We start from the raw sequence: 19,576 nt of genomic DNA, 5'->3' as shown, positions 1-19,576 counted from the left end.
GTTACGCGTCATGCGTTGCGGAGCCGGGTCTCCGCGGCAGGTGAAGATCCATCGAATCCTAACGGGAGGGGTCGAGGGAAAGTTTGCCGGTCACGGTGCGGCTGGCCAGGTCACGGTGCGCCTGGGCGGCGTCGCCCAGCGCGTAGGTCCCTCCGTTGATGATCCGCAGCTGGCCCTGCGTGATCATGGTGAAGAGGGACTTCGTGGAGAACGCCTGATGGGTGGCGTCGACGTTCGGCAGCCAGAAGCCGCTGACGGTGAGGGACTTCTTCAGCAGGGTCTGCAGCAGGTCCTCGCTCTTCAGGCTCGGCCAGATCCCGCTGGCGTAGCCGAAGGTGGCCACGCGTCCGTTGCGCTGCATGACGTCGAGCGTGGTGGCGAACAAGCTGGCGCCGGTCATCTCCAGGGCCGCGTTGATGCCGTCGCGGCGGTTGCCGTTGGCTTCCTGCGCGGCGGCATTGATGCGCTGGGCCAGGTCCTCCTCGGTGGAGGAGTCGACGACGGCCTTGGCGCCCAGGTCGAGTGCGAGCTGGCGCTTCTCCTCGGTGCTGGCCATCGCGATGACCTTGGTGCCGTTGGCGGCGGCGAGCTGCACGGCGAGGGAGCCGACACCGCCGGCCGCGGCCGGGATCAGGACGGTCTCGTTCGCCCGGATCTGCAGCTGGGAGAAGAGCAGATGGTAGGCGGTATTGCCCTGGAGGGCGACGGCGATCGCCTGGTCGTCGTCGACGGTGTCGGGGATCTCCCAGTACTGGTTGTTGCGGACTGCCGCCTTCTCCGCGTAGCCGCCGCCCTGTACGAGACCGGCGATGCGGCGTCCGTCCTCGGTCACGCCGACAACTTCATTGCCTGGAATGTACGGCGTTGCTACGGGAGCGAGATAAGTGTCATTTCTGACGTGTACGTCCGCATAGTTCACTCCTGCCCTGGTGACATTTACCAGTGTCCGTGCAGGAGTGACTTTTGGATCCGGTTCATCCGTAAGTTCCAGAACGTCCGGACTGCCGAAAGACTTCATGGTGACGGCGCGCACGGGGCCTCTTTCATGTGCAAAGGGATAAGACCTGTCTTGACAGGTTAGGCCAGGCTTCAAGGGCTTCTCACCTGCGGGGATGTCTCGTGGATCTTTCTCACACGCAACTCGGCCGAATTGGTGGAACCTGGGCAGGTCAGGGCTCCAGCTGTCTCGTCAGCTGCAATTCCCCGGGCCATTCCCATGGGGTGAGAAAGTTGAGAGGTGAACCTTCTCGCTGGGGGATGTAGATGGTTGCTATTTCGCGAAAGCGAGGGAGATAGTGAGTCCACCCGTGGCCGTAGGTGATCATGGAGCTGCGCTAGGTTGACTCTCCGCTGCCTGGAGGGGCCGGTCCGCAGGAGCCTGGGTGGGGCGAAAAATCTCAACGGAACAATCGGGCGCATGTTTGTATGGGGTCTGCGGGTGTGACCTGCAGAAGGGGCGAGGAGGATCTGGTGACCGGGCGGATCGATCGACCGAGATTCGACGGTGGTGCCGGCTGCGAGGCGCGGCACGGCAGCTACGACGAACGCCAGCAGCCCAGAAGCCGGTGGAGCGGAACCCTCGAGCAGTTCGCGATCCAGCGCGAGCGACGGCGCACCGGCCGGGCCATCCGCCGGGACATGGGCCTGTCCGGGGTCCGCGACATCGACGGCCTGGTCAAGGTGGTCTCCGAGCGGCGCCAGAAGCCCATCACCGTCTCCTGCAGGCCGCTTCCCGCGCAGATCAGTGCGGCATGCGGATCCAGCCGTGATTTCGACTTCATCGTGGTCGACGCGCAGTCCAGCAAACTGACGCAGCTCCACGCCACGATGCACGAACTCGGCCATCTCCTGTGGGACGACCCGGACCGAAGGCTCCAGGGCCCCGGGGAGGCGCACCGGCGCATGCCCGAGGAGCTCGTCCGGGAGCTGTTCCCCGGGCTGAAGCCGGAGGCGGTCACGGCGTTCTTCATGCGTTCGCACTACGCCGACCAGCAGGAGCGTCGCGTCGAGATCTTCGCGACCGTCATGCTGGAGAGCCACCTGAGCTTGCGCGGCTCCACCGGGGACTTCCTCAGGTCGACCTTTGCGCACCGGAGGGCCGGTGTCTGACCTGATCACCACGGCCGTCTACCTGCTCATGGCGGTGGTGTTCCTGGTGATCGCCGGCTGGAAGGGGCTGGCCTTCCTTCGCGAGCCCAGCCTCACCCTCGCCCTGATGACGGCCGCCTTCTTCCTCGGCGGCCTCGTCTACGCCATGGCATCGCCGGCCGGCTACCGCTACATCGGCGACGTCTTCAACCAGCCCTGGGCCGCTACTCTGCCGATCTACGTCGGCATCCTGCTCTGCTACGCCGACACCCACATCCTCACGCTGCTGTGGACTCCGGCGAGTAGGGCACCGCGCAAGCGGATCCGTCAGCTCGTCGCCGCCTGGAGCGCCGCCTACGCAGTCGCGATCGCGGCGATGACCCTGACCTTTGTGCACGCCCGGCTCGACGGCCCGGCGGACCCGATGAAGTTCAACACCCAGCAGGCCAACGACCCGGCCGCACTCGCCTTCCTGGCGATCCTGCTGACCGTCCTGTCCTGCGGCACGCTCAACACGTTCCTGCGCGCACGCCGAACCGTCCCGGAGGACCCGAGAATCGCGTATGCCATGCGCTGGTTCGGCGGATCCATGCTCGTCACCTTCGGCTACGTCATCTGCTCCGCGCCCGCCATTACGGCCGCAGCACTGGGGTACCACCAGCTGGAGGGAGTCGGCGTCGCCGGGGCCGGCTTCGGCATCCTCGGCTGCCTGGGCACCTGCTACGGCATGACAGGTGCCGCCGTGACGGCCTGGCTCAAGGAGCGCCGCGATATCCGGCTTCTGCAGCCTCTGTGGGACCTTGTCGTGCGCGACGTCGACCAGAGGTTCGCCTTCAGCCCGGCCAGCGCCGAGCCGCCGCGGTGGGTCAACGTCCGCTTCGGTCTGCACCGGAGGATCATCGAGATCCTCGACGGCATCCGCGAACTGCGTTCCTGGGCCGATGCCGAGGTGGGCCAGACGGTGAGCGATGTCCGGGATGAACGGCTCGCGGGGCGGGACCTGGAGGCGATCAGGACGGCGGCCATCCTGTGGGACGCCGTCGCGCGCTACCAGGCATCCCGGACCCCAGAGTCCTCCGCGCACGACATCGCGATGCCCGGGCCGGCCGCCACCGCGCAGGATCTCCCGGGCGCAGACATCGAAGCCCAGGACGAACGCGACCGTCTCGTCCTGGTCGCCCGCTACCTCAACCACCCGCTTGTGGCCAAGGCCGTGGACCTCGCAGCGCAGCGCCGCAAGGCCGGCCCCGCCGCCCCGGCGCCCACCTGCGGCGCTGCTCCAGAGCGTCGGTAGGGTCACTCGGGCTTCTGCCACGGCGCGCGACCACCGTGCCAGCAGCCAACGGCCGTCAGGCCCGAACGAAGGGGGACACCCGTGCGCCGGGCCGTCGTACTCGGAGGATCTTTCGCGGGGCTTCTCGCAGCCCGGGTTCTCCACGACTTCGCCGAGGAAGTCACCATTGTCGAACCCGACCACGAACGGGCACCTGCCACGCGCTCCGGCGCACCGCACCGCGATCAGCTGCACGCTCTGCTGGCGATGGGCCACGAACAGCTGGAACGCCTCTTCCCCGCCCTGACCGACGAGATGGTCGAAGTCGGCGCGCAGCTGGGCAGCGGAGAGCAGATCCAGTTCTACACCGACGGCAGACTCAAGCCCTCCGTCCCCGACGCACGCATGATCGGCGCCACCCGCACCTTCATCGAAGACCACATCCGCCGACGCGTCCTGGACCTTCCCAGGATCAAGGTCCTGCCGCACCGCTCGACGGGGGTGCGCGTGCACGCCGGCCGGGTGGACACCGTCTCCTACGTCACGGCCGAGGGCCACCGCGACGAACTGCCTGCCGACTTCACCGTGGATGCGATGGGACGCTCCAGCCGGCTGGGCCGGTGGCTGGAGAACGAAGGGTGGCCGGCCCCACGGGTCGAGCGCATGCAGATAGACCTCGGCTACGCCACCGCCCGCTTCCACCGCGGCCACGAGCTGCCCGACACCGTCGTCGCGCACTCGACCCCCGGCCCCGCCAGCAACTACCTGCCGTCCGTGTGCGAGCCCGGGGCCCTGACCGCCGTCGAGAACGACCGGTGGAACGTCGTCCTGGCCGGGTACACCGGCTACCGGCCCACCAGCAACCCTGCCGCCTTCCTCACCCGCATGCGCCGCTGCGTGGCCCCCATCCAGCAGGTCGCCGACCTGTGCGAGATGGACGGCGAACCCACCACCTTCCACGTCCGCGACAGCCGACGCCGCCACTACCAGGACGTGCCCCGACTGCCCGGCGGTCTCGCCGTGGTCGGCGACGCATTCGTCTCGGTCAACCCCATCTACGGGCAAGGGCTCACCCTCAGCGCCCTCCATGCCTCGGCCCTCGACCGCTACCTGCGTACCGGTGCCAGCCCCCACCGGCCGGCGACCGGCTACTTCCGCCGCGCCAACACCGTGGTCAACGCCGCCTGGACGCTGTCGACCACCGCCGACCTCGCCCAGCCGCACGTCACCGGCCCCTACCCGCTCGGCTACCCCGTCGTCCGCTGGGCCGCCGACCGGGTCACCGAAGCCTCCATCGTGGACGCGCAGATCAACCGCACCTTCATGGACGTGCTCCACATGCGCCGCCACCCCCGCGCCCTGACCCACCCCCGCATCCTGCTGCGCACCGCACGCACGCTCGCCACCCGCACCGCTTAGGGAAGTCCCATGCCCACCTGGAAGAACACCCTGCGCGCAGCCGGCATCCTCCGACCCGACCTGTGCGACGACTACACCCAACAGCGCTCCCTGGTGAAGGAGTTCGCCAAGAAGGAGTACCTGGCCGTCCGTCTCCTGCTGCCCGCGGCCCTGCATCCCCCGGTCATCGCCGCAGTCGCCTTCATGCACGCGACCGACGAGCGCATCGACACCGGCGCCGTCAGCGACCGCAAACACGCCCTGACGGAATGGAACGCAGCCACTATCGCGGCCACCGACGGCCCCCATCCCAGCGCCATCGCGACGCTCCGGACGCTCGCGGACGCCGTTCAACGCCACCCCGGCCTGCGCCGACGCATCGACACGTTCCTCAGGGGCGCGCACCTGGAAGTCGACTACACCGGCTTCGCAACAGAGCAGGACCTGCAGACGTATGTGGCCGGATACTCACTGCCTGCCTTCATGCTCACCGCCGGTTTCCTCGCCCCCACGCACCCCGGCGGCGATCAGGCATCCTTCGAGGCCGCCTGCCGGGCGTTGATCGAGTCCATGCAGCGCGCCGACTTCCTCGACGACCTGGCCGAGGATGGGGCCGGCGGCGTGATCGGCATTCCGCACCAGGACCTGGCACGCCACCAGCTCACCATCGCCGACATCGCCCCCGGTGCGCCCCACCCGGTACGGCGCTCGCTCACGGCGCTCGTGCACGAGCAGGCGGACCTGGCGCAGGACCAACTGAACGCCTCGGCCCACCTTCCGCAGCTCGTCGAGCCCGCGGTGCGCCCCTTCGTCACCGCCCTGTGGCAGCTGCAGAACCTGAAGCTGTCCGCGGTCCGCAACAAGGGCGGCAACCTGGTCGACGGGGGAGCGGAGGCACCGATGCCCGCCGTCCTGAAGATTCTGGCGTCTCAGTACTGGATCGCGCGCCGCGCACCGGCGTAGGCACGTACAGGAAAGTCCGGGCCGGGCGGCAGCGGTCAGTTGCCGCGCCGGCGCCACATCTTGGCCGAATGCATCACCATGTCCTTGAAGGACGTGCGCTCGGCCTCGGGGATCCTGCGCATTTCCTCGCCGATCTCGCGGGCCTCGAGAATCTCGGTCGGCGCCGCGCGGCGCTGCGCCTCGGCCTCGTCCAGCGCACTGCGGACAGCCTTCGCCAGGGCATCGTCGCCGACCAGCGGGCTGCCCCCGCGCAGGGACAGGTTGGTGAGTTCGATCCCCTTGAGCTCGGCCATCAACATGACGCCCTCGACCGTGCGGTCCAGCGCACTGACCAGGGCGTCACTGCCGTCACGGGAGAGCCGCCCCGCCGGGACGTCGAAGAACGTCTCCAGCTTGCTCGCTACGTCGAGGCCGGGCTTGCGCGTACCTCGCAGGAGGTTCTGGATGGTGGCCACCGTGACGCCGACGTAGTCGGCGATCTGACCCTGCGTGTAGCGCTTGCCGTCCTCGCGCAACTTGGTCGGCAGGAGGTACTGAAGGCGCTCAGAGAAGGGCAGGTCGATCTCTTCGGCCGCAACGGCCTCGCCGGCGAAGAGACGACGGATGACCTCCTCGGGGAGCGCGGCCCGCTTGGCCACTTCCGGGAAGTCGAGGAGCTCGTCGACCGTCATGCCCAGCTGCTCGATCTGGTTCTTGAGCGTGGCTACCTTCTCGGCGACGTCGTTCACCCCGCCAGTGGCGCCGGATGTTTCCATGGACGGGCGGTCTCCTGCTCGTTGCTCGAAAAGTGCCGTGATCTTGGCGTCAGCACCTTAACCCCGGCGACAGCACTCCACATCACGAAGCCCAGCTTTTGTATGCCTACAGATGCTGCGCGCGCCACAGTACTAACAATTGTTGACATGGCGTCTCGTGTGCAGCATGATCGCTGTCCGTGGCCGAACTGTCCACCCCGGTCCGCCGGGGCGTCAATTTTCGGTCACGCGCTGATACCCGCGAGGCATCAACTGACGACACGTCGCACGTCGGGCCTGGTGGAAATCGGGTCAGGGAGAAGAGATCGGCAAGGCGGATCGGATCCGCCGTGAACGGGCAGGGGGTGCCGCGACCGCATGGCTGCACACACGGGGAGTGAGCGCCGCCAGGCCGCGGTCGTGGGCGAATGCCGTACCAAGCGTGCCCTCATGGACCTCCCTCGTCTCCGGGCCGATAGGGCCTGTTGTGCCCCTTCCCTCAGACGCGCCCGGCACGCAGCCCCACGAGTGGCCGGCTGACATGCGGCGCCTGCACTAGTTCGAGCAAGATCTGCTGAGGCCATCGCGTCCGGGTACGGACCGCAGGGGTGCCTCGGCACGGGGAGGGGGACAACATGAGCCGTTCTGCAGTCATCGCGCACCACGGCGCGACGGGCGGCGCCCAGGTCAGTCGGATCTGGGGGAGGGGCGAGAAGGCCCAGCGGGTCGCCGAGGCCTTCGCCTCGACCACCGGACCCGCTCAGGGCGAGATCCTGATGCGCAGCGTACCGAGGCCGGCCCGGCGCCTGAGCGACGCTCTCGCCGAGAACACCCTCCTGGCTACCGCGCCCTCGTACCTCCCCGGTGCTCCCATCCCCGACGGTGGCGGAGCGGGCGTGGGCCTCTAATCCTCCCGCGGGCAGACAGGGCCGGGCCCCCGCACCCGGCAGCCGCAACCGAAGGATCCTCACCACATCGCAATCTCGCCAGAACAGGCCCGGAGCCGCGGGCCCGCAACGAGGAGAGCACATGCCGACCCTTGGCTCGGTGCCCACCGAACAGCCTGAACTCGAACTCACGTTCGCTTGGCCGCGTTCCGCGGCGCCCCACCAAGCGAAGAAGATCACCGGCCTGACGACCCTTTCCCTGGAAGCGCTGCTGGAGAGCGGGCCGCCGCGCACCCTTCCCGCAGGTGCTCTGGTCCTGGTCACCGGAGCCATCCCGTTCCGGATCCGAGGCCGCGTCGCAGTCGCCCTGGAAGGGCTTCTGCAGCAGATGGCGCTCGACGAGTGCACCGCCCTCGTCGTCTCCGCCGCACAGGGAGTGCACCAGCCCTTCTCCCAGTCGATCCGGGATATGTCCGACCAGATCGACATTCCACTGCTGATCACGCACGCGCCTGCCGCGCAGTGGGCAGGCCTGCACGCCAGCATCCAAAAGCGCCGGCTCGTGGCCGCCGAACGCCGGGCCGCCCAGTTCAACGCCCTCGTCCAGCAGATGCCCGCCCAGCTGGCCGACCCCAAGGCCATGCAGCGCATCGCGGACTGGCTCGCCCGCGCACTCGACGTGCAGGTCCTGGTAAGCGAGCCGGACCGGGTTCTGGCTGCGTCGCCACCCACCGCCGCCGAGCACCTGGTGCAGGCGATCGTCCGCCAGTCGGTCGGGAGCAGCATCGCCGAGTCCCCCTCCACCCCTCACACCCAGCTGATCTCCCTGGCGCCGTCCGCCGGTGCCGACACCTTCCTGGCTGTCGCCCGCCGTACGCCGTTCGAGGAGACCGACCTGCGCCTGCTGCGGCACGTCGCGAAGCTGCTCGGCCTTATCGACCAGGCGCGCCGCGAGTACCGCGCCGCCGCCGAGGCCTCCCACGCCGCCCGCACCGCAGCGGTCGAGCTGCTCCTGGACGGCGAGGTGGACAAGGCGCGCAGGGTGATGGCGAATCTGGCACCCGGCCTGCTCGAGCCCGACACAGCCCGGCTCTTCGTTGTCGAGAGCGAGCCCGCCCGCCGAACCGTCGCCGTGCGGTACTGCGAGACGGCCACGGCCGGCCACGCCCTGGTGATCGCCGACCCCCGTGAACCCGGCCGGATCCTCATCATCCAGCCGGTCCGTCCGGGTGCTGAGCCCGATGAAATCGTGGCTGCCGAACTCGTCCGCCTGGTCTCCGCTCCCGGCCCGGTCACGTCCCTGGGCGGCAGCGGGGTGTACTCCATGTCGATGCTCGCCGAGGCCCGGCACGAGGCGAGCACCGCCCAGCGCTTCGCCCTCTACCAGCCCGACTCCGTCGCCCTGTCCGTCCAGGACACGGACCTGGTCGGCCTGCTCTCACAGCACGAAGCGCAGCGCTGGGCACGTCACCTTCTTGAGCCGCTCATGCAAGACGACCAGTGGGAGCAGCTTCGCGAGACTCTGCTCACGGCCCTCGCCTACCCCTACACGGTGGCCGCCCGCCGCCTGAAACTGCACCGCAACACCGTGACCCGCCGAGTGGCACGCGCTGCAGAACTGCTCGGCATGGACTTCAATGCCATCGGCGACCGCATCGCCGTCGGTCTCGCGCTCGAACTCGTCACCCACCGGGAGCTGCCCGCGGCCCCCCGCGGCGGCGAGGCGCCCACCCTCCGGACTCTGCTCGAAGCTCCGCAGCTCCACGCCTGGGCCGATACCCTGCTGCGCCCTGCCCGCGACGACCGCCGGGACCTGCTGACCACGGCGACGGCCTGGCTCACCTTCGACGCGCACCTTGAGCCGACCGCGCGGGCGCTCGGGTTCTCCGAAGTCACGGTCCGCTCCCACCTCAGGGCTCTGGAAGTCCACACGTCCCGCGACCTCTCGTCCCTGAGCGGCATACGCGACCTGCAGTTCGCCCTGCGCATCGCCACGGGCGAGCCGAACATCACGGACGGCGGCCGCACACTGTGCGCGGCCGCCTGAGCCGGGCCGCGGTTGCCGTATCTCCGCAGCGCTGACGGTGCGCGCCGGATCCGACCGGCCGGCCACGCGCCCCAGTCGTCCTGATGGTCGACGCGGGCGCCTGACACGGTGCCAGTCGGCGAAGGCCCCTGCGGCGAACTCGGGCGGAAACGGGCCCAGTTGGCGTTCGGGACGCGTCCACCCAGGTGACGCAGTGCACGCCCGCGGCGAGCCCTCGGTCAGGCCGCACCGAGTGCGAGGAGCGGAGCCCCGCACCCCGGCCGCACCCGGCGCGCGCACCGAGAGTATTGCGGTCACGATCCCGGCCCTGGTGTACCCAACGCCCCCATAAGTTCTCAGCGTTGTCACGCGGCGGAAGCAGGGGCCCCGGATGACGACCTCACCGGGCGAACGGCTCGCGGCGGCAGCACCCACGCGGCTCCGACTCGCAGAGCTTGAACCGTCAACTACCGTGTTCGGCAGGCGGATTGGGGTGCTTTCTGAAGCATCATCGGGTGGCAATTCTCTGCCAATGGTGGAACCAATGTGCATTACCGCTCGGTCAAAGCTCCTGATAGTGCACCTTGTGACCACGACCGACGCTCATGGTGCACAACCCATAGGTTGTGCCGGTCAGATGGTGCATGTGCTCAATGGTGGTGCTATCCGCATATGCCTAAAGTTGCCAGTGCAAGCCCAGCCGGACCCGCTCTTCGAGGTCGAGCAGGCAACAGCCGAGCAAGACATGGCGTACCAGGCGGCCGCCCCGTACATGGGGAGTGCCGTCGGGCGGCGGGCTCGGAGAACGGGGACGGGGGTCTGCGGCGAGCAGACAAGGTGCGAGCGGCGGGGAGACCGCGGTGAGCACCAGGAGGCGGGGCCGGGGGAGTGGTTGGAGCCACCCCACCCGACACCCGCACTCGCCAGTGCGTGACCAGGCCCTTGTACCGGGCCTGTGCAAAACGACTCTCAGCAGAGTCACCACCAGCAGATCTGAGGAACTACTGGGGCCTTCCACCGGCGTGTTGTCGCACGCCGGCGGAGCTCAGGATAGACCAGCGCGGCCCGCTGCAACAGCGTGGACCCTGGCTTCTCCTGGCATCAAGGCCCCCCGAGCCAGCGGGGCGGACAGCATGATCAGCAGGCACACGAACAACCAGCCGGCGCGACGCATCGCCGTGACGGCGCACAGCGGCCGACACTCCTTTCCGGAGCGGGGCCGCATCCACGAACTCGGCGCTGCTGAGCTCGGCGGTTAGCTCCCGCCGACGCCCGACGGCGCGTCCGAGCCGCTCACGGATTACCAGATCCGTGACTGGCCTCCGCCCGGGGAGGATCTGCTTCCCCTGAGCGAATGCCGCGCGGCAGGAGTGAAGCGGCCTCCCAGCAGCTGCTCCTGCCGCGCGCCGCACCCCTGACGCCCGTCGCCCAGTGCCCGACGTCTTCATCCCGGCGCACGCCCTGCCACCCCGCACCGCAGCAGCGCACAGCCCTCTGCCTTGCCGGGGCCCCGGCCGTGCTGCCTCCTGTGAGCACGCGCGCACCGAACCTCGTTCGGATGCCCGCTGAGGCGGGACGACCGCTTCCCCCTCGCGCCGTGAGGTGCTCCCGCACCGGCGGCTTCCTGTCCATATCTGCGACATAAGGACCCTTATGCAGCTCCGAGCTTCCGCACGCCTGGCTGCCTCCGCAGTTCTCGCGCTTTCGGTGACGGGCGGACTGGCCGTCACTACGGCCCCGGCGGCCAGCGCGGCCCAGATGCCGTCCAAGGGCTCGCTCTACAGGCACGACTGGGGCAAGAAGGTCGCCTCGAAGTCCGGCTGGATCAAGCTGCAGCTCGGCCAGAAGTCACGCAGCGGCCTGGCTAAGGGTTCCACCGGCTGGGTCGCCTCGAAGTACCTGTCCGACTGCGTCCCCATGCAGCTCGACTGACGCACATCTCCTCCCCACCTCTCGCACCCGTGCCGGAGAGATCCGGGACACCCCAGCCCCTTTGGCCCCTCCTGACGAAGGACGCCCCATGAAGCTCCGTGCCCGTACCCCCGCGCGGCTGATCACCTCCGCCGCCATCGCCCTGTCCGCGACCGCCGGACTGGCAGTGGTCACCGCACCGGCCGCACACGCGGTCGGTGAGAACAGCAAGTGCACCGTGAACTGGTCCCACGGCGAGGCCGGCACGGTCTCGAAGAACGGCTGGAACCTGCGGACGGGGCCGACCACCGGCTACGTCAGCCGCGGCGTCCTCTACCGCGGGGACACCGTCAAGCTGCTGTGCAGCCGCGGCAACTGGGACTACACCGAACTTTCCAAGCGCTCGAAGTCCGGGATGGCCAAGGGCACCCGCGGCTGGGTGCGAAGTGACGGCCTCTACCAGCTGGGCGGCTGACCGGCCCCGGCCCCCACACCCACTCGTTCTTCCGGAGGATCATCGCCATGCCCGCGCTCAAGCGCACCGCCGTCACCCTGCTCACTGCCGCCGCGGTCACCGGCGCCACACTCGCCACCGCCACCACAGCCTCCGCGGCGAGCTACCACTGCAAGACCAGCAGCGCCTCCGTCGACAACCCGGCCTACTCCGGCCCGTGGGCGGACAACTACAACTTCGACGTCAAGCTCTGCGCCAAGCGCTCCGGCGGCTACATCTACACCTACGCCAGAGTCGACTTCGAGGGGCCCGTCTCCTACGTCAACATGACCGACACCCTCGATGGCGCCCGCTTCCACCTCCAGACCAAGAAGTCGACCTCCGGCACCGACCCCGTCGTGAAGTCGGCGAACTACACCGGGATCGAGTACAAGCTCGAGCACGGCAACACGGCCGGCAACGGGAGCTACACGACCGGGACGATCAAGTACAAGGCCGGCTCGGGACGCTACCTCGCCGACGGCTACATCCAGCTGGACTGGAACCGCGACGGCCGGGGCTACGGCAACACGTACTTCAGCGCCTCCCCGACCGTGTAGAGCCGCCCAAATCCCCGGCCTGAGAGCGCTCTTCGCTCCGGACCGGCACCAGGCGCAGCCAGGCCCCTCGCTTCCACCCCCCTGGGGCGATCCCCCGTGCCCTCCGGCACGGGCGCGGGCCAGCTGCTCAGGGGGCGTCGTCCGCCCACGACGACGCCCCCATCTCCCCCGTCCGGCGCCCGAACCAGCTGACGCCGGCCGCCCCACCAGGAACGTCTCGCATCCGCCTTCCCTGGAGCGTCTGTGTCAGCCACCACCGTGCCCGCCCCCACCAGCATCGCCCCCTCACCACAGGTTCCGCCGGGCCGGTTCCCGCCCGCGATCTGGGCACTGCTTTTCACCACCCTGATCGCGCGCGCCTTCGGATTCGCCTATCCGTTCCTCAGCTATCACCTCAAGGACCTGGGCTACAGCACCCAGAGCGTCGGACAGGCTCTCTCCGTGTTCGGGATCGGCTGGCTCATCGGCCAGTTGATCACCGGCTGGGCAGCCGACCGGATCGGCCGTCGGCGCACCCTCGTCATTGCCATGCTCGCCTCCGCGGTCTGCCTGCCCCTGATGGCGCAGGCACAGGCGTTCTGGGCGGTGTGCGCGGGAGCGATGGTCGCCGGCATCGTCTACGACGCTCCCCGTCCCGTCGTGTCCGCCGGAATCGCCGACCTGATCACCGACGACGGTCAGCGGGCGGCCGTCAACGGCTGGCGCCACGGGGCGGTGAACATCGGCGCGGCCGTCACCGGAGCCGCAGGCGGCCTCCTGGCCGGACTGCTCGGCTTCACGTCCCTGTTCTACTTCAACGCCGCTGCCTGCGCCGCCTGCGCGCTGATCGCCCACCGCTACCTGGACCGCGATGCCCCAAGGACAGCACGCACCAAGGGGCCGGTTACCCGCACCCCGCTCGGTTCCGCGCTGCGCGACGGACGGCTGTGGCTGCTCTGGGCGGCCAGCGTCGCCGGTCTGACCTGCGCCGCTGGGATGTTCAGCGCGCTGCCCATGCTGATGGAGAACGACGGGCTGTCCGCGGACGCCTACGGGTGGTCGCAGGTCGCCAACGCCGGCGCCGTCGTGGCGCTCACCCCGCTCCTCAACCCGTGGCTGCGCCGCCGTTGCCACGGTCCGGAGCCCACCGTCGGACTCCTCGCCTTCGGGGCTCTTCTCCTGGGGGCCGGCATGGGCGGCGCCGGACTCGCCGACACCACGCTCGGCTACAGCATCGCCGTCGCCGCGGCCGTCCCCGGCGAGATCGTCTTCTTCATCGCCGCCAACGACATCGTCACCAAGATCTCTCCGCTCGATGCCCGCGGCCTGTACGCCGGGATCTGGGGCACGAGCCTCGCCCTCGGAGTGATCATCGCCCCGGTCCTCGCGGCCGCATGCCTGACCTCGGGCGGCGACGGCCTTGCCGCGCTCAGCACGCTCGCCGTCGGCGCCCTGGGGGCGGCCCTGTGCCTGCCCCTCCTCGGGCTCACCCACCGCCGCACGGCCACCGCCGCCCGCCCCCTTCCGGCGCCCGCCGCATCCTGACCGCCGAACCGGAGACCCACCCATGTCCCTGATGACCCTGCGCCCCACCTTCCGCACCGTGACCAGCTCCTGGCACTCCTCGGTCGCCGCTCTCCCCGCCGAACGCCGCCCGGCCACCCCCTTCCACAGCCGCGAGTGGGCCGCCGTGTGGCAGTCGGTACGCACCGAACAGGTCCGTGGCCGCCACCACCTCTTCCTCCAGGACGGCCCGCGTCAGCACCGCATGTCCTTCTACCAGGTCAACGACAGCCCGCTGTGGCGTGCCATGGAAGGTGACGCCGGCGTCAAGCACCCCACCTTCGACGCCGAGGTCCTGTACGCGCCGTCGATCTACGGCGAGTACGGCGGCCTGCCCGGTGCGACCGTGCCGGTCCTGGCCGAAGCAGCCGACCGCGGCCGCGCGCTCGCCCGTGAGCTCGGCACCGAAGCCCTGGTCATCGCGAACATCCCGCCCGCCGAGCGCACTCTGTGGCGCGAAGCCCGCACACCCGACGCCGAAGTCGTCCTCTCCTGGGCCCACCGTGCCCGCGTCGGAGACTCCGTCGAGGAGTTCATCGCGAACTTCCCCTCCAGCCAGACCGGGCGCGAATTCCGCGAGCAGCACCGCCGCGGCACCGACGCCGGCCTCACCCTCAAGATCGCCGGCGGCACCGAACTCCTGCCCCTGTTGCCCGAGTTCACCGCCCAGGCCCGTGCCACCAGCGAACTGCACGGCCCCGCCCTGTACGGGACCGACATACTCGCCCCCCTCACTCGCGTACCCGGCGCCGTCGCACTGCTCGCCGAACACAGCGACGGCACGCTCGCCGGCGGGTTCCTCTGCTTCCGCTACGGCTCGGCGCTCTACCTGTGGGCCACCGCCGTCGACCAGTCCCGCACCGAAGCCCTGCACACCTACGACTGGCTGATGTACGAGAGCGCCCAGTACGCCGTCGCCACCGGCGCGAACGTCCTGGACGCCGGCCGCGGCAACTACGCCTACAAGGCGCGCCTCGGGATGCTCCCCGTCGCCCTCACCTCCGCGGTCTACCTCACCCGCCCCAACCCGCACCTGATCAGCCGCCTCGGCGCGCTGCACGCCGGCCTCAACGAGCACGTGCTGCGCGCCTGGAACAAGGCCTGACCCCTCCTTCGCGTTTTCCCGCGCCGAGCAGTCCCCCCGCTCGGCCACCGGCCCGGCCGCAGGCCAGCGCCGCCCGCCCACGCATGTCAGGACATCACGTGCCCCACGCCTCGCACTCCCCGAAGTCACCGCTGCTCGTCGTCCTGGGAGCCGGCAGCCGTACGTATCGCGGATACGGACTGCAGCACATCGCGGCCCGCTACCCCGTAGCCCTCCTGGACGAGGCGCCCCCCGCATGGGCCGAGGAGCACGTCGCCCTCTCCCGCGCGGTCGACCTGACGGACGGGCAGGCCGTCCGCGAAGCGGTGGAGATGCTCGCCGCCGAACGCGGCGTCGCGGGAGTGCTCACCTACATCGAGAACCACGTCGTGCTCGCCGCCCGGGTTGCGGGCCACTTCGGGCTGCCCGGCACCACCCCGGCATCCGTGGATGCCTGCCGGGACAAGTACCTCAGCCGCTCCCTGCTCGCCGCAGCCGGTGTGCCCTCCGCCCGTTCCTACCTTGTGGCGGACGTCGACACCGCCGTCGAATACGCCCAACTGCTGGGCGGGCCGGTCGTTCTCAAACCGCGCTCCCTGGCCGGCAGCGCCGGCGTCCAGCGCGCCGACACCCCCGAGCAGGTCCGCGCCGCCTTCCAGACAGCCAGGGGAGCCGGCCTGTTCGGCCTGGAGCGTGCGAGCACGTCCGGCGTGCTGATCGAGGAGTACCTGGAGGGCCCCGAAGTCAGCGTCGAGTGCGTGGTCCTGGGCCACGGCACCATGCACATCGCCGCGATCACCCGCAAGTACCTCAGCGACGAACCGTTCTTCCAGGAGACCGGACACCTCGTCGACGGCGCCGACCCGCTCCTTGCCGACCCCCAGATCCGTGCCGTCGCCCAGGCGGCCCTGGAAGCCGTCGGCATCTCAAGCGGCGTCATGCACGTCGAAATGCGCCTGACCCGCGAAGGCCCCCGCATCATCGAGCTCAACGCACGCCTGGGCGGCGACCTCATCCCACACCTGGTTCTCCTGGCCACCGGGCTCAACCTCCCGCAGATCACCGCCGACCTGGCCGTCGGAGCAGACCCCGAGCTGGTGCCCAGCCACAGCCAGAGCGCCGCCGTCCGCTTCCTCTTCGCAGATATAAGCGGCCACGTCACGGCCGTGAACACCGGTGTCTTCGCCCCCTGGCTCGACCGCTTCGAGTGGACTGCCGCCCCCGGCAGCCACGTCACCGCACCGCCGCACGCCACCCTCCACGACCGGACAGCACTCGCCGTCGTGACCGGTGCCGGCCCGGACATCTGCCACCAGCGACTGCACCTGGTCGAGCAGCGCAGCGGCATCCACATCCAGCCCGACACCACCACCAACGCCTGCGTCGCCTGATCCGCAGCGCCCCACCCGACCCACCTTCCGGGAGTACCGCACCATGGCCCTCGCCGCCCCCGCCCCCGCGGCGGCCCCGCCCGCGCACCGAAGCCGCACGGCCGCCGTCGTCGCACCGGCCGACGCCGGCGACCTCTACCTGCCCGCGCTGGCCCGGCACGGCTGGACCTCCGTGGCGGTCACCACCCCCGCCGCCCACCCGCCCGCAGACGGCTACCTCCGACACCTCACCCACCGCGGAGGCCTGCGACGCACCGCCGCCCACCTCGCCAACCTCGGCGTGCAGGCCGTCATCGCAGGATCACCGGCCGGAACTGAACTCGCCGACCGGCTCGCCGACCATCTCCACCTCCCCGGAAACGCTCCCGAGTCCGCCGGCATCCGCCGCGACACCGGCCTCACCGGCGCCGCACTCCTTGACGCGGGGATCACCGCCCCACGCAGTATCCGCACCACCCGCCTGACCGACGCCCTGAACTGGGCCGCGTTCATCCAGGTGAGCGGACTTCTCCTCCAGCACCCGGACCCCGCCCACCAGCACCCCGGCTACTTCTGCCGCACCACCGAAGACATCACCTATGCCTGGCACCGCCTTCAGCACTCCACCAGCCAGCCGCTCGTGCTGCGCGAGCACCTCACCGGGACCCAATACCGCATCCACACCCTGACCGGGCCGGGCCACGACGGCAGCACCGACCACACCATCAGCTCGATCTGGTCCGAGGTCCGCACCCCCGGCCAACAGGTCTGCCGCGCCGACCTGTTGAGCCGCAACGGGCTGCTGGCCCGCGCCCTCGCCCTCTACACGATGCGTGCGCTCACCGCCCTGGGCGTGCGCTACGGCCCGGCCCACGCCACGGTCACCTTCATCCCCGACCGTGGACCTGCCCTGCTGTCCGTGCGCACCGACCCCTACACCGACTTCGCCTCCGACGTGCTGCGCCGGGCCACCGGCCACGACCCCATACGCGACACCGCGCTGCTGCTGACGACCGGCCGCCGCTACGAGAACCCCCCGCAGCGCCAGGCCCACGTCACGAAGGTCGCGCTCCTGCCCCAGCGCGACGGCGCCCTGGACCCCGCCCTGCTGCGCACCATCACCACCCTCCCGACCGTGGCCGTCACCACCGAACTGCACCCCGGCACCCCCGTCCTCCCAGGCCAGATCGCCGGATGGCTCCTCCTGGTCGCCGACGACAGCCGCGCCATCAACCAGGACCACCACGTGATCCGAGCCGCCGAGAACCTCGGCCTGTACGGGAGCCCCGCATGACGTCACCGCCCCTGACCCACGCCTCAGTCCCGGACACCGTGCACCTGCCTCCCGAGCTGCACATCGGGGATGCCCCGGCCGACCCGGCCGCGGACACCGCCCAGCTGCTGGACCTTGCCGGCGCCCTGCGCAGGGAAGCCCCGCGCGTCCTCGGCTTCCCCGGCAACCTCGCCTTCGACTTCTCCGACCTCGCCCCGGCCCTGTCCGTCCTGATCAACAACGTCGGCGACCCGACCAGCCGCGACGCGAGCGACGTCCACACCAAGGCCCACGAACAAGCGGTGGTGCGCTTTTTGGCGCAGACCGCCGGTGCCGACCCCGATGACATCTACGGCTACGTCACCACAGGCGGCACCGAGGGCATCCTCCTGGGGCTGGCCACCGCACGCCGTCACCTTCCCCACGCCCACGTCTACGCCTCCGACCAGGCGCACTACAGCGTGGCCAAGGCCGCAGACCTCCTCGGGCTCACCCTGGTCACGCTGCCCAGCAACGACGACGGCACCCTGGACCCCGAGTCGTTGAAGGTCGCCTCTTTCTTCCACCGCCGTGTACGCGCCTACGGCGGCCGCGGGCCGGGCGCCATCGTCGTGGCCACTATCGGCACCACCATGCGCGGCGCCTACGACGACGTCACCGAACTCCGCAAGTGGGCCGGGTCGGCCGGCGACGTCTACGTCCACGCGGACGCCGCCTCCGGCGGACCGATCGCCGCACATGCACCCTCCGCTCCGCGCTGGGGCTTCGCCCACGGGGCCGACTCGGTCAGCATCAGCGGCCACAAAATCATCGGCGCCCCCGTGCCCTGCGGCGTCGTACTCATCCGCAAGAACCTCGTCGCCGCGCCGACCATCGCGAGCGAGTACACGAACGCCTCCGCGCGGACACTGGGCTGCTCCCGCAGCGGGCTCGCCGCCCTGTTCCTCTGGTCCGCGCTGCGCCGGCTCGGCCACACCGGGCTGCGTGCCCACATCCTGCGCTGCCTGGAAACGGCCCAGTACGCCGTCGACCAGCTCACCCGGGCCGGTGCCCGCCCCACACGTACCACCGACTCCCTCACGGTCTGCATCGACCGCCCCGCCGAGTGGGTCGTCCGCAAATGGCACCTCGCGTGCGAGGGCGACACCGCCCACCTGATCACCGTCGGCCACGTCACGCGCACCGCCATCGACGAGCTCTGCCGCGACCTGCGCACGCCTTGACCAGCCCGCCCGGAACCCACGAGGAAGACCTGCCCATGCCCCTGAGCACACCGAACACCGCTCAGCGCAATGTGATCAACACCTGGCTCGACAACTACATCACGCGCACACACCCCCTGCTCGGCCGCGAGGGCGCCGTCTGCCCCTACGTCCCTGCGGCCCGCCGCCAGGGATCCGTCCAAATCCAGGTCGCCACCACCCTCCCCGCCGGAGACCCGCGCCCCCGGGACCGTTTACTCACCACTCCCGACGCCGCCCGTACCTGGCTGCGATCCGTCTTCGACGCCGCGCTCCAGGAGTTTGAGAACCACCCCTGGCCGCCTCGGGCCCGCCAGCTGAACTCCCTGGTCGTCGTACTCCAGGACCTCGCTCCCGAGCACTGGGGAGGAAATCGACCGCACGCACGCCGAGGTCAAGTCCGAGGTCATGGCGCGCGGCCTGATGGCCGGCCAGTTCCACCCGCGCTGTCCGGCCCCGGCCGCACGCAATCCGGCCTTCCCGGTCAACCGCTCGCCCGTGCCCCTCATCGTCATCCGCCGGATGGCGCGCCACGACCACCTCTTCGCCGAGGACCCCGTGCACATCCGGGCCTACGAACGCCCGCCGTGGCCGGAGCAGCCGGCGGCTCCTGGCTCGTCCCCGCCGCAGCCGCGGCCTGCGCTCTGCTCCTCGCCGTCACCCTGCGCCCCTTCCTCACCCCGGCAGCCGCACCCCGAACGCAGACGTCATGACCACACAGCCCCGCCCCCGA

General features: G+C 70.1%; 17 protein-coding genes and 2 pseudogenes. 17 read left to right on the top strand and 2 right to left on the bottom strand.

The genetic code is table 11. The features are described 5' to 3' along the window. Positions 1-58: 58 nt before the first annotated feature. A complete protein-coding gene (locus OG413_RS43935) occupies positions 59-1,018 on the bottom strand; it encodes a zinc-binding dehydrogenase (protein ID WP_323138046.1) in 960 nt (319 codons plus the stop codon). Between the two features lie 452 nt (positions 1,019-1,470). On the opposite strand from OG413_RS43935, the gene OG413_RS43930 reads away from it, so the two are divergent. The 4 genes from OG413_RS43930 (at position 1,471) to OG413_RS43915 (ending at position 5,722) form a co-directional block, all read left to right on the top strand. Beyond that, entirely contained in the window at positions 1,471-2,109 is a 639-nt protein-coding gene (locus OG413_RS43930) for a hypothetical protein (protein ID WP_266815626.1), read from the top strand. Continuing rightward, positions 2,102-3,382: an MAB_1171c family putative transporter gene (locus OG413_RS43925; RefSeq protein ID WP_266815625.1), complete on the top strand. Its 1,281-nt coding sequence runs from the start codon at positions 2,102-2,104 to the stop codon at positions 3,380-3,382. The genes OG413_RS43930 and OG413_RS43925 overlap by 8 nt, the downstream gene beginning before the upstream one ends. An 81-nt stretch (positions 3,383-3,463) precedes the next feature. Beyond that, positions 3,464-4,780 (top strand): NAD(P)/FAD-dependent oxidoreductase, encoded by a 1,317-nt coding sequence (locus OG413_RS43920; protein ID WP_266815624.1) that lies wholly within the window; start codon positions 3,464-3,466, stop codon positions 4,778-4,780. Between the two features lie 9 nt (positions 4,781-4,789). Beyond that, positions 4,790-5,722, top strand: coding sequence for a squalene/phytoene synthase family protein (locus tag OG413_RS43915; protein WP_266815623.1), 933 nt, complete (start codon positions 4,790-4,792; stop codon positions 5,720-5,722). A 35-nt stretch (positions 5,723-5,757) separates the two neighbouring features. Here OG413_RS43915 and OG413_RS43910 read toward each other — a convergent pair whose 3' ends face one another. Next, the gene (locus OG413_RS43910; protein WP_266815622.1) at positions 5,758-6,450 is read right to left on the bottom strand and encodes a helix-turn-helix transcriptional regulator; all 693 of its coding nucleotides are present in this window, start codon (positions 6,448-6,450) and stop codon (positions 5,758-5,760) included. 641 nt (positions 6,451-7,091) lie between these two features. Here OG413_RS43910 and OG413_RS43905 point away from each other — a divergent pair. From OG413_RS43905 to OG413_RS43855, 13 genes and pseudogenes are all read left to right on the top strand, one after another. Further along, complete coding sequence (locus tag OG413_RS43905) at positions 7,092-7,364, top strand: hypothetical protein (RefSeq protein ID WP_266815621.1); 273 nt, start codon at positions 7,092-7,094, stop codon at positions 7,362-7,364. Positions 7,365-7,485: 121 nt separating this feature from the next. Continuing rightward, positions 7,486-9,390 (top strand): CdaR family transcriptional regulator, encoded by a 1,905-nt coding sequence (locus OG413_RS43900; RefSeq protein WP_266815620.1) that lies wholly within the window; start codon positions 7,486-7,488, stop codon positions 9,388-9,390. A gap of 1,632 nt (positions 9,391-11,022) precedes the next feature. After that, on the top strand, positions 11,023-11,301 hold the full coding sequence (locus OG413_RS43895) for a cell wall hydrolase (RefSeq protein WP_266815619.1): 279 nt from the start codon (positions 11,023-11,025) through the stop codon (positions 11,299-11,301). 88 nt (positions 11,302-11,389) lie between these two features. Then, positions 11,390-11,755: an SH3 domain-containing protein gene (locus OG413_RS43890; RefSeq protein ID WP_266815618.1), complete on the top strand. Its 366-nt coding sequence runs from the start codon at positions 11,390-11,392 to the stop codon at positions 11,753-11,755. A gap of 47 nt (positions 11,756-11,802) precedes the next feature. After that, positions 11,803-12,333, top strand: coding sequence for a hypothetical protein (locus tag OG413_RS43885; RefSeq protein WP_266815617.1), 531 nt, complete (start codon positions 11,803-11,805; stop codon positions 12,331-12,333). A gap of 243 nt (positions 12,334-12,576) precedes the next feature. Further along, positions 12,577-13,857: an MFS transporter gene (locus OG413_RS43880; protein ID WP_266815616.1), complete on the top strand. Its 1,281-nt coding sequence runs from the start codon at positions 12,577-12,579 to the stop codon at positions 13,855-13,857. A 22-nt stretch (positions 13,858-13,879) separates the two neighbouring features. Further along, on the top strand, positions 13,880-14,980 hold the full coding sequence (locus OG413_RS43875; RefSeq protein WP_266815615.1) for a GNAT family N-acetyltransferase: 1,101 nt from the start codon (positions 13,880-13,882) through the stop codon (positions 14,978-14,980). A 98-nt stretch (positions 14,981-15,078) separates the two neighbouring features. Continuing rightward, on the top strand, positions 15,079-16,350 hold the full coding sequence (locus OG413_RS43870) for an acetyl-CoA carboxylase biotin carboxylase subunit family protein (protein ID WP_266815614.1): 1,272 nt from the start codon (positions 15,079-15,081) through the stop codon (positions 16,348-16,350). Between the two features lie 43 nt (positions 16,351-16,393). Next, positions 16,394-17,623 (top strand): glutathione synthetase, encoded by a 1,230-nt coding sequence (locus OG413_RS43865; RefSeq protein WP_266815613.1) that lies wholly within the window; start codon positions 16,394-16,396, stop codon positions 17,621-17,623. Further along, positions 17,620-18,825 carry a histidine decarboxylase gene (locus OG413_RS43860; RefSeq protein WP_266815612.1) on the top strand — a complete coding sequence of 402 codons (1,206 nt, stop codon included), beginning with the start codon at positions 17,620-17,622 and terminating at the stop codon, positions 18,823-18,825. The genes OG413_RS43865 and OG413_RS43860 overlap by 4 nt, the downstream gene beginning before the upstream one ends. Further along, positions 18,723-19,184: pseudogene (locus OG413_RS47205) on the top strand (DUF6875 domain-containing protein); the annotation flags it as partial. The gene OG413_RS43860 and the pseudogene OG413_RS47205, both read left to right, overlap by 103 nt. A gap of 31 nt (positions 19,185-19,215) precedes the next feature. Continuing rightward, positions 19,216-19,410, top strand: a pseudogene (locus OG413_RS47200) (DUF6875 domain-containing protein); the annotation flags it as partial. A 20-nt stretch (positions 19,411-19,430) separates the two neighbouring features. Next, positions 19,431-19,556: a hypothetical protein gene (locus OG413_RS43855; protein ID WP_266815611.1), complete on the top strand. Its 126-nt coding sequence runs from the start codon at positions 19,431-19,433 to the stop codon at positions 19,554-19,556. The last annotated feature ends 20 nt before the right edge of the window (positions 19,557-19,576 follow it).

This window comes from Streptomyces sp. NBC_01433, assembly GCF_026340105.1.
Taxonomy (GTDB): domain Bacteria; phylum Actinomycetota; class Actinomycetes; order Streptomycetales; family Streptomycetaceae; genus Streptomyces.
The sequence above is the reverse complement of the archived record's forward strand: the minus strand, read 5'-3'. Positions and strand labels throughout refer to the sequence as shown.

Coding starts and splice junctions, on each gene's coding strand:
- OG413_RS43900 (WP_266815620.1), top strand. CDS start 7,486: ATGCCGACCCTTGGCTCGGTGCCCACCGAACAGCCTGAACTCGAACTC.
- OG413_RS43885 (WP_266815617.1), top strand. CDS start 11,803: ATGCCCGCGCTCAAGCGCACCGCCGTCACCCTGCTCACTGCCGCCGCG.
- OG413_RS43875 (WP_266815615.1), top strand. CDS start 13,880: ATGTCCCTGATGACCCTGCGCCCCACCTTCCGCACCGTGACCAGCTCC.
- OG413_RS43865 (WP_266815613.1), top strand. CDS start 16,394: ATGGCCCTCGCCGCCCCCGCCCCCGCGGCGGCCCCGCCCGCGCACCGA.
- OG413_RS43905 (WP_266815621.1), top strand. CDS start 7,092: ATGAGCCGTTCTGCAGTCATCGCGCACCACGGCGCGACGGGCGGCGCC.
- OG413_RS43890 (WP_266815618.1), top strand. CDS start 11,390: ATGAAGCTCCGTGCCCGTACCCCCGCGCGGCTGATCACCTCCGCCGCC.
- OG413_RS43860 (WP_266815612.1), top strand. CDS start 17,620: ATGACGTCACCGCCCCTGACCCACGCCTCAGTCCCGGACACCGTGCAC.
- OG413_RS43895 (WP_266815619.1), top strand. CDS start 11,023: ATGCAGCTCCGAGCTTCCGCACGCCTGGCTGCCTCCGCAGTTCTCGCG.
- OG413_RS43935 (WP_323138046.1), bottom strand. CDS start 1,018: ATGAAGTCTTTCGGCAGTCCGGACGTTCTGGAACTTACGGATGAACCG.
- OG413_RS43915 (WP_266815623.1), top strand. CDS start 4,790: ATGCCCACCTGGAAGAACACCCTGCGCGCAGCCGGCATCCTCCGACCC.